Consider the following 13,708-nt stretch of genomic DNA (forward strand, 5'->3'; position numbering starts at 1 on the left):
TTTTATATCCGCTTCCGCCGAATTCGGAGTCGTGCCCGATACTGACATGGAGTACACGACGCTCGGAGAGACTGGACTGGAAGTATCGAGACTCTGTCTCGGGACGATGAACTTCGGTAGCGGCTGGCGACCGACCTACCAAGACGACTGGACGATCGACGAGGAGGCCAGTCGTACGGTGATCGACCGCGCCATCGAGCACGGAATCAACTTCATCGACACGGCCAACATCTACTCGACGGGTGACAGCGAGCGCATCGTCGGCAACGCTATCGAGGACTACGACCGCGACGAACTCGTCGTCGCGACGAAGGTGTACGGCCAGATGCACACCGGTCCGAACGGACAGGGACTCTCGCGCAAGCACGTCCTCGATCAGGCGCAGGCGAGCCTCGACCGACTCGGGACCGACTACATCGACCTCTACCAGATCCACCGCTGGGACGACCAGACGCCCATCGAGGAGACGCTGTCGGCGCTGGATCACCTCGTCGACGAGGGCGTAGTCCGATACGTCGGCGCGAGTTCGATGGCCGGCTGGCAGTTCATGAAGGCGCTGAAGACGAGTGACGTGGAACACTACGAACGGTTCGTCTCGATGCAGCCGGAGTACAGCCTCGTCCGCCGCCACGAGGAGGAGAACGTCCTGCCAGTCTGTGCCGAGGAGGGAATCGGCGTCGTGCCGTGGTCGCCGCTGTACCGCGGCTTCCTGACGGGGAAGTACGAGCGAGACGACGAACCGCCGGAGGGGTCGCGGATGGCCGAGGAGGACGTCACTCCCGCCGAGGAGTTCGACGAGGACCAGTGGGCGGTGCTAGACGCGGTGCGCGACATCGCCGACGAGCACGACGCCTCACCGGTCCAGATCAGCATCTCGTGGCTGCTCCACAAGGACGTGGTCACCGCGCCCATCGTCGGCCCGAAGACGGTCGACCAGCTCGACGAGAACGTCGGCGCGCTGGACGTCGAACTTTCGGACGACGAGATCGAACGGCTGGAAGCACCGATCGATCCCGCGTGGTCGGCCGACCTGCTGTAGCTACTGCTCGCGCGGATTGTCGACGTCGGCCAGCCGAAGCGTGTAGGCGTGGTCGTGGTCCGGCTCCGCAGACAGCGAGACGGTCAAGGTCCCGCCGTCGAGGGTGCTCTCGCAGACTTGCGCTCCCTCGGCAGTCAGCAGTTCGACGTCGGGAGCCGCGTCGAGGTCGACGTGAGTCGGGACCGACAGTTCGAGCTCGCCGCCGGGCCAGTCGAGGGCGGTGGCGTAGAGATCACCGTCGCGGTGGGTGTATCGCACGTCGACCGCGCTGGCCTCGTCCTCGGCGACGGCCCACGGTCGCGAGCCGAAGATCGCCTCGCCGTTCGTGTCGAGCCACTCGCCCAGCCCGGCGAGCGGCGTCCGCTGGAGGTCCGGGATGGTGCCGTCGGCCTTCGGCCCGACGTTGATGAGGAGGTTGCCGTTCTTCGAGACGATGTCGACGAACGAGTGGACCAGTTCCTCGGCCGAGAGGTGGTCGTCCTCGTCCTCGACGGCGTTGTAGCCGAAGGAGTGACCGATCCCGCGGCAACTCTCCCACTTGCGGTCCTGAATCTCGTCGAAGGAGGTGTACTCCGGCGTGACGAAGTCGCCGTGGTACTCCTCGTTGTCCCGGCGGTTCCCCTCGATGTCGATGGTCGGGCCGATGGCGTCGGTGGAGGCGCGGTCGTTGACGGCGACGTCCTTGCCGCGCTCGTCGGCGCGGTTGTAGTAGTCCGCGATCAGTTCCTGGGCGTGGACGTGATCGCCCTCGGCCTTGGGCACGTCGAACCAGAGCAGGTCGGGGTCGTACTTGCGGATCAGTTCCCTGTGCTTGGCGTTCATGAAGTCGACGTACTCCGATCCCGGGCCGCCCTGCTCCTCGGCCGGTCCGCCCTTCTCGAAGTCGGGGTGGCCGAACTGGCCCTCGAAGCCGGGCTGGTAGTAGTTGTAGTTGGCGTGGTAGGAGGCGGCGAACTTGAGACCGTACTCGCGCACCGCGTCGGCGAGGTCGCCGACGAGGTCGCGTTCGGGTCCCATCTCGGCGGCGTTGTACTTCGCGTAGTGGCTGTCCCACAGCGGGAACCCGTCGTGGTGCTCGCCGGTGAGGACGACGTAGCCCGCACCCACGTCCTCGAAGAAGGACGCCCACTCGTCGGGGTCGAACTCCTCGGCGTCCCACTCGTCGACGAAGTCGGCGTACTCGACGTCCTCGCCGTAGGTCTCCTCGTGGTACTCCCTGGTGGGCGACTCCTCTTCGTACATGTAGTAGGGGTACCACTCGGCGTACGGCGAGGCCGTTTCCCCACCGATGTCGGCGTCGGTCGGTGCCCACGCCGGCACGGAGTAGACGCCCCAGTGGATGAAGATGCCCAGTTTCGCGTCGTGGTACCACTCCGGAACCGGATGCTGGTCTAACGACTCCCACGATGGCTCGTACTCTGCCATGGAGTGGCAGTCACACCCACACCACTAATAACTTGAGTATCCGAGGACACTGGCCGTGAACCGGTCTCCAAGAGAAACAGTAAAGGGTCCCGTTTGCGACTTCCACCTATGCGCATTGGCCGCTTCGAAGCCGAGGACGAAACGCGTATCGGCGTGTTCACGGACGATCAGGTTCGCGACGTGACGAGCGAGTTCGAGGACTTCCAGGACGCGCTGTCGCGACCGCACGACGCCGACGGGGTCGACGGCGAGACGTTCGACCGCGACGAGATCACGTTCAAGCCGCCGACGACCGACCGGAACACCGTCTTCTGCGCGGCGCTCAACTACGAGGCCCACGCCGAGGAGTCGAACATCGACGTTCCGGAACGGCCGCTGGTGTTCATGAAGCTCGCGCGAACGCTCGTCGGTCACGGCGAGCCGATCTCTTATCACACCCGCGTGACCCAGGAGATCGACTACGAGGCCGAACTCGCCGCGGTGATCGGAGAGCCCGCTCGGCACGTCGACCCCGAGGAGGCCCTGGACCACGTCGCCGGGTACACCATCCTCAACGACACCTCGGCGCGCGACCTCCAGCTCTCGCTACAGGTCGGCGACGACGAGATGCTCGACTGGTTCTCGGGCAAGACGATGCAGCGGACGACGCCCGTCGGACCGTCGGTCGTCGTCGACGAGATCGACGATCCACAGGACCTGGCCATCGCCTCTCGGGTCGACGGCGAAACGATGCAGAGCGACAACACGGGCATGATGATCCGGAGCGTCGCCGACCTCGTCTCGTTCGTCTCCTCGCGCGTCCGCCTCGAACCCGGCGACGTCGTGGCGACGGGAACGCCCGAGGGCGTCGGTGCCTTCCAGGACATCAAGCTCGAACCGGGCGAGACTGTCGAGGTCGAAATCGAAGACGTCGGGACGCTCGTCAACACCGTCGAGGAAGCCGACGACTGAGAGGCCACCGCCGGGCGGACCACTGGGGATCTGTCGGGAGGGACTGTTAACCATTATAGTCGTTCCCGACAAACAGGGCGATATGGAGACCCGCCCGCTCGGCGAGACCGGTCACGAAAGCACCGTCATGACGTTCGGCGCGATCGCGCTCAACTGGCTCGAACAGGAGGGCGCGAACCAGATGGTCGAACACGTCCTCGACTACGGCGTCAACCACTTCGACGTCGCGCCGACGTACGGCGACGCCGAACTCAAACTGGGACCGAAGCTCCGCCAGCACCGCGAGGACATCTTCCTCGGATGCAAGACCCAGGAACGGAGCTACGAGGGCGCGTGGCGGAAGCTCGAACGGTCGCTGGACCGGCTCGGCGTCGAGAAGATCGACCTCTATCAGGTCCACGGCCTCGAATACGACGAGGAGCTCGACCAGATCACCAGCGACGACGGCGCACTGGAGGCGTTCCGTGAGGCCAGAGACGAGGGCCTGATCGACCACGTCGGGCTCACCAGCCACGGCGAGCCGGCCCTCATCCTCGACGCGATCGACCGGATCGACGACCTGGAGACGCTGATGTTCCCGCTCAACCCGGTCGTCGCGGGAGCGGACGACGAGCAGAATTACGAGACGGTGCTGCAGCGGGCCGAGGAAGAGGACATCGGTACCCTCGGTATCAAGGCGTTCGCCGACGGCTCGTGGCCCGACACCGACGAACTGCCGGAGGCGGATCGCCCGTTCGCGAACTGGTACCGCCCGGTCTGCTCGCCCGACGAGATCAGCGAACGCTTCGACTTTGCCGCCTCACGGGGCCTGACCAGCGTCGTCAGCGCCGGCGATCCGAAGCTCGTCACGATGATCCTCGAGGCCGCGGCCGGCTACGAGGGAATGGACGAGGCCGCCCAGCGGTCGCTGATCGAACGGTCGCGCCACGAGGACAGCCCGGTCCCCGAACAGCTCCACCACTGATCGGCAGGGGCATGGAGGTCCCGCGAACGGTCACGGCCGCGCTGGAAGACCGCCCGGTCCCCGGTGCCCGCTGCCTCGAGGCCGGTGCGGGCGTCGGGAACACGACCGCCGGGCTGCTCGACGCCGGTGCGAGCGCCGTCTACGCCGTGACGAACGACCGCGAGCACGCTGCCACGACGCGGGAGCGCGTCAGTGCTGACGGACGACGGGAGACCGACGTCGCGGACCGGCTGGCCGCCGTCGAGGCCGACCTCCGTGCGATTCCGCTATCGGACGCGTCCGTCGACCTTATCACCGCTCACGGCCTCTGTAACGTCCTCGATCCGGCAGCGCTGTCGGCAGTCGCCGACGAGTTCCGACGCGTGGCGGCCCCGGGCTGCCACCTCGTGGTCGACGACTACGATCCGCTACCCGAGGATGCCGGCGTTCGGGAGCTGTTCGCGATGGAGAACGCCGCTTCGGAAATGGCGTCCGGCGGTCCGGCGCTGACCTTCTATCCGGCGTCGTTCCTCCGGCGGTTCTTCGCGGGCGACGGGTGGCAGTTCGATCGGGAACGAACGCTTCTCGAGCCCGTACCCTGGACGACCAGTCACCTGTCCGCCCATGCTCAGGAGGTGACGTCGTTCGCCGCGGAGTGTGCGGACGACGTCGGGAGGTCGCTGACGACGAGAGCGGACCAGCTCGCGACCGAAATCGGCACCGAGTCAGCGGGACGGATGTACAGCCTCGCATTCCGATTGCCCGAGTGACCGCGTGTCTGGACCGACAGCTCCCGCGCTCCTCTCGACGACGTAGCCGTTCCGCACTAGCGTCTCGACGCGGTAGCAGGCGGTCGCTTTCGGTCGGCCCGCGAGGCGAGGTCCGTCACGCTGCGCCGACCGTGGCGCTCGGTCTGTTCGAGGTCCGGAGAGCGGTTTCCACGGCGTCGACAGGCACCTTGCACTCGTCCAGCCGTCAGTCCGAGGGCTGATTAGTCCGTCAACCGCGTTCGAACAGATCGCTGTTCATCCGGTCGATTCGGCCCCGGCTCGACACTTGCGCAGTCCGTATCGCCCGCCGTCCGCCGGTGCGGATCCGCTCAGCTCGCTGTTTCCTCGTTTCGACCGGGCTGCTCGCACTCTACAAAATCCAGACCAGTCCAGTTTCTACCACCGCTGAGGAGGCTGATCTCTGACAGAGACCCACGAAATCCGTCCGCCTCCCCCTTCATCCGTACCTGAACGCGACCGCTGTCGCCGGTCGCAGTCGTACACAATGGTCACACGGGCGAGCAGGATTGGGGGAATCAACACTTCATATAGTATTATATATTTCTTTCATATTTCTCTTCTATCGCTGACCCGGACCAGGGATACACCGAGGGCGCCGATGTTCCGAAGCCGGTGATCTAATCGATCGAAATCGATATCTGCCTTCAGTCCGGACGCTGGACGATGGAATCTACGGTATTCTCTGTCGAGAGAGCAATAGAGAACTGGGAGATAGAGTCGCTGCTACGAGGAGTATCAGCACATTCGATCTGAAGCTCGGGGCACCGAGTCGCGATAGATCTCTGCCACCGACATACTTCGATACCTATACTTCTCGTTGTATTAATACACTCTGATACTTACTACCGAGAAACCTACGTTCCGATGCACCGGAACTCGGGGCGGATTCGCGCGGTCGGAGAGCACGTCGTCGGGGACCGCGAACCGAAATCGGTGATCGGTACCGATCCGAAACGGCTGCGTCGACCCTTCGTCGGAATTGCGTCAATCTCCCGCGTACGACAGTTCGCCGTGACGCGGGAGCCAGACGGAGGGCCACCTCGCCTGTGCGACGGGCGCATCGGCGTCGGGAACGTCCCAGTTCTCACCGCCGAGGAACGACTGTTCGAGCTTCTCGATCACGGGGATGATCGGCAGTTCGACGTTGGTCACCCACGCCTGCTCGGTGACGATCTCCTGAATCAGCTCTTCGTCCGTGGTCTGAGAGAGTTCCTCGAGGCGATCGCTCGGATTGACCGTCATCTCGTTACCGTCCATGTCAGGGACGGTCACGTCCGCGTTCTCCCCGCCCTGCGTCGAGTTCGCCGGCGGATAATTGATCGTGAGGCCGTCGACGTTCTCGACGAGCTGGTGGTACAGGGAGAAGTACGCGAACGCCGCCTGCCCGCCGCCGGGCAGCCAGCTGCCGGCGGCCAGAACGAAGTCGCCGTTCGGCCAGACCGAGCCGAGGATCGAGTCGAAGCTCCGGCTGTCCGTTCTGGCCTGGAAACCGAACTCACTGAGCTGGTCTACGGCAGTCTCTGCGGCCGTGACCCAGTCGGTCCAGCCGGTCGGAACGGTGACCGGCAGTTCGACGGCGTTGCCGTTCTCGTCGACCCACGTGTTACCGTCCTGTTCGTAGCCCGCCTCCTCGAGGACCGCGGCGGCCTCGTCGTGCATGGACTCGTCGACGCCGTAGGACTCGAACTCGTCCATCGCGTCGCCGAGCCAGCGTTCCTGATCGTCCGTGGGGATGCCGACCGAAACCGCCGGCGCCGTCTTGAGCGTGTCACCGACGTTGTCCACGATGGCCTGGCGGTTGATGACGTAAGAGATCGCCTGTCGGACCGCGCGGTCGCCGGCGTGTTCGTGGGCGTGATTCGGCGCGAGGCCGAAGCCCCACTTCGCCGCCATCGTGACGTGTTCTATCACGTCGGGGATCTGCTCGACGACTTCCGGCGGCGTGAACATCGAGTACGCGGCGTCGATGTCCAGATTGATCAGCGCTTGGTGGGTCTGCTGGTTGCCGTCGATGTACTGGAAGACGTAGTTGCTGAAGTTGATGTTCTCCGCGTCGGGGTGGTCCTCCCGGCGAGACAGCTGGAACTGCTGCTGACCGGCGCTGTCGAGCGTCCACGGCCCGCTGGCGACGACGTCCTGGTAGGCGAAGTCCTGGAACTGGCGCGTGGCCTCGTCCTCGTCGCCGCTCTCGTAGGCCTCGAGGTGCTCGCCGAAGATGTCCGCCTTCTGGTGGACGAAGCTCTGTTCGAGGACGTCGAACTCGACGATCGTCGGATTCACGCTCTCCGGGATGTTCAGCACGACCGTCCGTTCGTCCGGGGTGTCGATGCTCTCCGTGTACCCCCACATGGACTCGTTCGTGAGCTGGTTGAGCCTGAGCTGGACGGCGATGTCCTCTGACGTGACCGGGTCGCCGTTCTCCCAGGTCAGCCCCTCCCTGATGGTCATCTCGAACGTGTCGCCGGCGTACTCCCAGTCCGTGATCGCGTAGGGGACGAGCTCGCCCTCCGCGTAATTGAACTTCGCGAAGGCGTCGAACAGGTTGTAGTGAGTGATCGACGAGACGCTGTTCGGGTTCTGCAGGTTGAACTGGACGTTCGTGGGAACCTGATTCGTGATATTACGGTACGTCGCGTCGTAGACTTCAGCGGAGCCTCCGTCACCCCCGCCTTCGCCGTCCGACCCGTCGGAACCGTCCGACCCGCTACTGCCGTCACTACCGTCGCTGCTATCCCCGCCGTCTTCGTCACCGCCGCACCCTGCGAGCGCGGCGACGCCTGATACGCCAGTCAACTCGACGAAGCGACGACGACTGAGTACGTCGCCGTAACTGCTGGAATCCTTTGCCATGTTCCAACGAACCACACTAAGTCTTCCATCATAAATCTTTGCAGTTTTTCCAGCTTAATCGGCGCGTACCATAATCTCTCTCCACCTGTGGTGCATATATTTGCAAATATTCTCCCGGTGGCTAGCTACACTCCGTGGAGTCGTGGACCGTATAGTAGAAATTGAAACTACACACATCGAGGGGTACCCCGGGTGCCGCTCGAGTGTGTCATCGCGTTCAATTTCTACTATAGCTATGTGGTCAGACAGACGAATGCATCAGCGCTATCGGACACCCCTCATTGTGGCTTGTTAATGATTATAGTAGCACTATAAGTAATTTGGCACATGTAACCCTAACTACTGTTGTGGGATCGTGGAGATGTTTGGCCCGAATTCGTCTGTGATACCGAATCACCGATCGAGTGAGTCTAGGACGTGAGCGATCGCACGAGTCGAGTGGACCCCCGATCGACGGAACATAAACTTATCATAACACCATCCAATGTGGGGACATGCGAGTCGCTACTGCAACAGTAAGCCACGAAACAAATACGTTTTCGAACACAGCCACGACACTCGACGACTTCGAGATAGCGACGGGCGAGGAACTCCTGTCTTCCTTCGATGGAGCGCGGTCGCTGGCCGGCATCGTGGAAACGCTACGTACCGAGGGCGTCGAGGTAGTGCCGACGGTAGGGGCTGCTACGATCCCGTCTGGAACGATCACGGCAGACGCGTTCGACAGGATCCAGACCGAACTGATCGGCCGACTCGACTCCGACGTAGACGGCGTCTGTCTGGATCTCCACGGGTCGATGTACGTCGACGGCGAACCCGATCCGGAAGGTCAGTTGCTCGCGTCCGTTCGCGAAATAGTGGGGCCCGACGTGCCAGTCGTGGCCGCGCTGGACATGCACGCCACCATCACCCGGCGGATGGTCGACGCGCTCGACGGCGTCGCGGGCTATCGGACCGCTCCCCACACGGACGTCGTCGAGACGGGCGAGCGGGCGGCGGACCTGCTGCTCGCCGCTCTTGACGGAGACGCGACCCTCGTCCTCGGGTGGGAGCGGCTCCCGATGCTTCTGGCCGGCGAGCGATCGGAGACCGAGGCCGAGCCGATGACGACCCTGATCGACCGGCTCCGGACGACCGACGAGCGCGACGGGATCTACGACGCCAACTACTTCCTCGGGTTCCCGTGGGCCGACTCGCCGCACGGCGGCTGCCACGCCCTCGTCACGGGCGACGCCGACGCCGGGGACGCCGTCGACGAGGTGACGACCAACCTCGCCGCGGCCTTCTGGGAGCGACGCGAGGCGTTCGACTTCACGACGGAGGCCCATCGGCCCGAGCAGGCACTGGACGCGGCTGCGGGCGAGTCCGACCGACCGGTCGTGATCGCCGAGACGGGGGACATCCCCGGCGCCGGGGGGAGCGAGGACCTGACCGACTTCCTCTCGCTCGTGCTGGCCCGGGACGACCTCGGCACGCCGGTGCTGGCCGTCGTCGCCGACGCGGACAGTACCGACGCGTGCGTTCGCGCCGGCGAGGGCGAACCGGTCGACCTCTCGCTGGGCCGCCGCTACGATGACGGGGCGCCCCTCGAAGCGTCCGGCACCGTCCGCGCTCTCCACGAGCGCGACGGCACGCACACCGCGCGCGTCGAACTCGACGGCGGCGAGGTGATCGTCGCGGACGAACGGACCAACCTCCACCGCGACCCCTCGTTCTTCGATGCGCTCGGGATCGATCCGCACGACCGCGAGGTGATCGCCCTCAAGAGCGGCTACCTCAGCCCGGCCTGGAAGGAGGTCGCCGCCCGTCGGCTGTTCGCCCTCACCGCCGGCGACACCAACCAGTTGCTGGAGGACCTGCCGTACGAGCGGGTCCCCCGGCCGATCTATCCCGTCGATCAGGACACGGAGTGGTCGGCGTGAACGCCGCGATCTGGGCGCACCCGTGGGACGTCGTCGACGAGGGACCCGAACGGGTTGCGCAGCGACTGACTGACCTGGGGATCGACGAGGTCAACCTCGCGACGGCGATGCACTCCGTCCAGACGCTGAACCCGCACAACCCCGATCGAAAGACGTTCTTCGCCGACGCGAGCGTCTACTTCCAGCCAGAAGAGGGACGCTACGGGGAGATCACGCCAGACGTCAACTCGACGATGGGCGATCGGGACTGGCTGGCCGAAATCGCCGACGGCTTCGACGACACGCCGATCGCGCTCAACTCCTGGTCGGCCACGTTCCACAGCAGTTCGCTCGGTCGGCAGCATCCCGACGCGACGATCGAATCGCCGTTCGGCGACTCGCTGATCTGGGGGCTCTGTCCGTCGAGCCCGGCGGTACAGGAGTACGGCCGCGCGCTGACGGGCGACCTGACCGACCGGGGCGTCTTCGACGCCGTCGAGATGGAACTCGCGGACTACCAGTACGGCACCGGGTACGGCTGGCACCACCAGGAGTGGTTCACCCGGATGGGGCCGCTGGGCGAGTTCCTCTTCGGGCTGTGTTTCTGCGAGCACTGTCGGAGCCGCGCAACTGACGCCGGCGTCGACGTCGAGCGCGCTCGGGAAAGCGCACGCGACGGGCTCACCGACCGCTTCGAGGGCAGGGTCGCCCACGACACTGACGTGGGGGGCTGGCTGAAAGCTCATCCCGCCGTCGACGCTTACGCCGACGTCCGCTGCGACACGCTCGCCGCCCTCTACGACGACCTCTCCGACGTCGTCTCCCCGTCGGACTTCGGCTACTACTTCAAGATGGGCGGGCTGGGCGACGACCGGATGGGCGTCGAGCACTCGTGGAAACACGGGATCGATCTCTCGTCGCTGGGCGACCTGATCGACGAAGCGACGGTGCTGGCCTATCACCGGGATCCCACCGTCGTGCGCGACGACGTCAACGCCACTCGGACGCTCCTGGACGCGCCGGTCCGCGCCGGCATCCTCGCAGGTCACCCGATCGTCCACGACCGCGAGACGCTCCTCGCACAGACCCGGGCGGCCGTCGACGCCGGTGCGGACGCGCTCTCCTTCTACGGCTACGGCGTCGTCCCCGAGCGGAACCTCGACTGGATCGGCGACGCGCTGGCCGCGATCGAGTGACGCGGTGAACCGCCCCGGAGTCAAGCGGTTCGAGAGACCGGATGTCTCTCCTCGTCCCGGACGACCTCGAGGCACTCGGTCCGCTCCGCCCGCGGACTACGACGGGAGCGCGGCCGGCGCCGTCACTCCCCGGAGTACCGGAGTTCGCCGGTCCGCGGGAGCCAGACGGAGGGCCACTTGATCTTGTTGACCTCTGCGTCGGGATCGGGCGTCTCCCAGTTCTCGCCGCCGACGAACGACTGCTCCAGCTTCTCGACGACCGGGATCTGCGGCAGGTCGACGTTGGTGAGCCACGCGAGTTCGGTCACGATCTCCTGGGACCGCTCCACGTCGGTCGACTGCGACAGCTCCTCGAGGAGGGCGTTCGGATTGACCGTCGTCTCCCCGCCGTCCACGTCCGGGACGGTCACGCTCGCGTTCGAACCGCCGGCCCCCTGGCCGGCCGGCGCGTAGTTGAAGCTGATCCCGCTGTTGTGCTGGTTGAGCTGGTGAGAGAGCGAGAAGTAGGCGAAGGCTGCGCGGCCGCCACCGGGGAGCCAGCTCGCCCCGGTCAGCGTGAAGTTCCCGTTCGGCCAGACCGAACTGGCGATCGCGTCGTAGCTCCGGCTGTCGACGGACGCCTCGAAGCCGAACTCGGTGAGCTGGTCGACGATGGTCTCCGCCATGGTGACGAAGTCGCTCCAGCCGGACGGGACGGTGACGGGCAGCTGGACGGCGTTGCCGTCCGAGTCGACCCACGTCCCGCCGTCCTTCGCGTAGCCGGCCGCCTCCAGAACCGCGGCCGCCTCGTCGTGCATCGACTCGTCGACGCCGTAGGTGTTGAAGTCGTCCACAGCGTCGCCGAGCCAGCGCTCCTGGTCGTCGACGGGGATGCCGACCGGGACCGGCGGCACCTTCTTCAGCGCCTCGCCGACGTTCCTGACGACGGCCTTGCGGTCGACGACGTACTGGATGGCCTGCCGGACCGCGCGGTCGCCGGTGTGCTCGTGGTCGTGGTTCGGGATCAGCCCGAAGCCCCACTTGCCCGGGACGGTGACGTGCTCGATGTCGTCGGGCACGTGCTCGATGTCGTCGGGCACCTGCTCGACGACGCTGGGCGGCGTGAAGACGCTCCACGCGGAGTCGAGGTCCTGGTTGATCAGGGCCTGGTGGACCTGCTGATTGCCGTCGATGTTCCGGAAGACGTACTCGCTGAAGTTGACGTTCTCCGCGTCGGGGTGATCCTCGCGTCGCGACATGCGGAACCGTTGCTGGTTGGCCTCCTCCAGCGACCAGGGACCGCTCGCGACGACGTCCTGGTAGGCGAAGTTCTGGTAGTCGCTTGCGGGCTGCTCCTGTGCGTCGTCGTCGAGAAAGCCCTCGAAGACGTCCGCCTTCGTGTGAACGTACGTGTCCTCGAGGACGTCGAACTCGACGATGGTCGGATTGACGTCCCCGGCGAGGTTGACGACCACGGTCCGGTCGTCCGGCGTCTCGACGCTCTCGGCGTAGTCCCACAGCGGCGTGCTGACGATCTCTCCGAGCCGGAGCTGGGTGGCGACGTCCTCGGCCGTGACGGGGTCGCCGTCGTCCCAGGTGAGCCCCTCGTGGACGGCCATCTCGAAGGTGTCGCCCGTGAACTCCCAGTCGGCGATCGCGTAGGGTTCGAGGGTCCCCCGCGCGTAGTTGAACTTCGCGAAGGCGTCGAACAGGTTGTAGTGCGCGACGGACGACCGGTTGGTCGGGTTCCGTCGGTTGAACTGGACGTTCGACGGGACCTGGTCGGTGAAGTTCACGTGGGTCGCGTCGTGGACCTCCATCGGGCCCTCGTCGCCGGCGTCGGTGTCGGTATCGCTCTCGGTGCTCTCGGACCCGCTCTCGGTGTCCGTCGCGTCGGCGTCGCCGCTCCCCTCGCCGCCGTCCTCGCTACAGCCTGCGAGCGCTGCTGCACCCGACGCGCCCGTCAGCTCCACGAACCGACGGCGACTGATTGACATCCTCCCCGCCCTGAAGGGCGAGGATTCCCGCGTGGGGCATCGGGCCGTTCCCAAGCCCCCGAGGGCAACTTCCTCCCACGAAGGGAGTACCGGGTTCGTGCGACTCCACGTCAGGACGGTGAGCGCGTGGTGACACCGACTCGTAGCGAGTCGCCCTGCTTGTGGCGCTCCCCACGCCCAGTCCACGCGGACTGTGCGAACGCGGGGATTCACGTCCCTCGTTTCGAGGGGCGCGACACGGGCCGTGCCATCGACCGTACTCCGCCACGCCGAATCGTGGCGAAGTGCAACCGCGAACGGAGCGTGTTTTGGTTAAGCCGTCACCCCCTCCCGTACACGAGCGTTACCGCCCGATTCCAGCGGGGCTACGGGTTCTGTGAGGACGGCGAACGAGTCTCAACCACGTACTCCCCACCTCGTCGTGAACCGAAGTGGTGGGCGTGGAACCGTCCGTGTCGGCGGGAAGCGACCCCGAGTCTTCCAATTGATACTTTACGCGATTGGCTTGGACTACGGCACGATGCCGGGTTACTTGATAATGTCGGTTGTAGAGGGTTTGTCGGATTCATCCCCGCGCTGAAGCACGGGGCTTTCTCCTTGCACTCCCGTAACTCCCCATATACCTCGGATTTATCT

At 65.4% G+C, this 13,708-nt stretch carries 9 protein-coding genes; 6 read left to right on the plus strand and 3 right to left on the minus strand.

Annotated elements, in window-relative coordinates:
• Nucleotides 1-46 precede the first annotated feature (46 nt).
• A complete protein-coding gene (locus tag LCY71_RS13025; protein ID WP_225335916.1) occupies nt 47-1,039 on the plus strand; it encodes an aldo/keto reductase in 993 nt (330 codons plus the stop codon).
• Here LCY71_RS13025 and LCY71_RS13030 read toward each other — a convergent pair whose 3' ends face one another.
• A complete protein-coding gene (locus LCY71_RS13030; protein ID WP_225333578.1) occupies nt 1,040-2,464 on the minus strand; it encodes an alpha-L-fucosidase in 1,425 nt (474 codons plus the stop codon). It lies immediately after the preceding gene.
• Between the two features lie 108 nt (nt 2,465-2,572).
• On the opposite strand from LCY71_RS13030, the gene LCY71_RS13035 reads away from it, so the two are divergent.
• From LCY71_RS13035 to LCY71_RS13045, 3 genes are all read left to right on the plus strand, one after another.
• On the plus strand, nt 2,573-3,415 hold the full coding sequence (locus LCY71_RS13035) for a fumarylacetoacetate hydrolase family protein (protein ID WP_225333579.1): 843 nt from the start codon (nt 2,573-2,575) through the stop codon (nt 3,413-3,415).
• An 82-nt stretch (nt 3,416-3,497) separates the two neighbouring features.
• Complete coding sequence (locus LCY71_RS13040; protein ID WP_225333580.1) at nt 3,498-4,379, plus strand: aldo/keto reductase; 882 nt, start codon at nt 3,498-3,500, stop codon at nt 4,377-4,379.
• Between the two features lie 11 nt (nt 4,380-4,390).
• Complete coding sequence (locus LCY71_RS13045) at nt 4,391-5,128, plus strand: class I SAM-dependent methyltransferase (protein WP_225333581.1); 738 nt, start codon at nt 4,391-4,393, stop codon at nt 5,126-5,128.
• Between the two features lie 1,005 nt (nt 5,129-6,133).
• On the opposite strand, the gene LCY71_RS13050 is transcribed toward LCY71_RS13045, so the two are convergent.
• Nucleotides 6,134-7,999, minus strand: coding sequence for an ABC transporter substrate-binding protein (locus LCY71_RS13050; protein ID WP_225333582.1), 1,866 nt, complete (start codon nt 7,997-7,999; stop codon nt 6,134-6,136).
• Nucleotides 8,000-8,493: 494 nt separating this feature from the next.
• Between LCY71_RS13050 and LCY71_RS13055 the strand changes: the two genes are divergently transcribed.
• Together LCY71_RS13055 and LCY71_RS13060 are read left to right on the plus strand one after the other, a co-directional pair.
• A complete protein-coding gene (locus LCY71_RS13055; protein WP_225333583.1) occupies nt 8,494-9,921 on the plus strand; it encodes a M81 family metallopeptidase in 1,428 nt (475 codons plus the stop codon).
• Complete coding sequence (locus tag LCY71_RS13060) at nt 9,918-11,096, plus strand: hypothetical protein (RefSeq protein ID WP_225333584.1); 1,179 nt, start codon at nt 9,918-9,920, stop codon at nt 11,094-11,096. The genes LCY71_RS13055 and LCY71_RS13060 overlap by 4 nt, the downstream gene beginning before the upstream one ends.
• Nucleotides 11,097-11,218: 122 nt before the next feature.
• Here the strand turns inward: LCY71_RS13060 and LCY71_RS13065 are convergent, their stop codons facing one another.
• Nucleotides 11,219-13,048, minus strand: a complete 1,830-nt coding sequence (locus tag LCY71_RS13065; RefSeq protein ID WP_225333585.1) for an ABC transporter substrate-binding protein — start codon at nt 13,046-13,048, stop codon at nt 11,219-11,221.
• Between the last annotated feature and the right edge of the window lie 660 nt (nt 13,049-13,708).

The organism is Halomicrobium urmianum, from assembly GCF_020217425.1.
GTDB classification, from domain to species: Archaea; Halobacteriota; Halobacteria; order Halobacteriales; family Haloarculaceae; genus Halomicrobium; species Halomicrobium urmianum.

Coding starts and splice junctions, on each gene's coding strand:
- LCY71_RS13030 (WP_225333578.1), bottom strand. CDS start 2,464: ATGGCAGAGTACGAGCCATCGTGGGAGTCGTTAGACCAGCATCCGGTT.
- LCY71_RS13050 (WP_225333582.1), bottom strand. CDS start 7,999: ATGGCAAAGGATTCCAGCAGTTACGGCGACGTACTCAGTCGTCGTCGC.
- LCY71_RS13040 (WP_225333580.1), top strand. CDS start 3,498: ATGGAGACCCGCCCGCTCGGCGAGACCGGTCACGAAAGCACCGTCATG.
- LCY71_RS13035 (WP_225333579.1), top strand. CDS start 2,573: ATGCGCATTGGCCGCTTCGAAGCCGAGGACGAAACGCGTATCGGCGTG.
- LCY71_RS13055 (WP_225333583.1), top strand. CDS start 8,494: ATGCGAGTCGCTACTGCAACAGTAAGCCACGAAACAAATACGTTTTCG.
- LCY71_RS13045 (WP_225333581.1), top strand. CDS start 4,391: ATGGAGGTCCCGCGAACGGTCACGGCCGCGCTGGAAGACCGCCCGGTC.
- LCY71_RS13025 (WP_225335916.1), top strand. CDS start 47: ATGGAGTACACGACGCTCGGAGAGACTGGACTGGAAGTATCGAGACTC.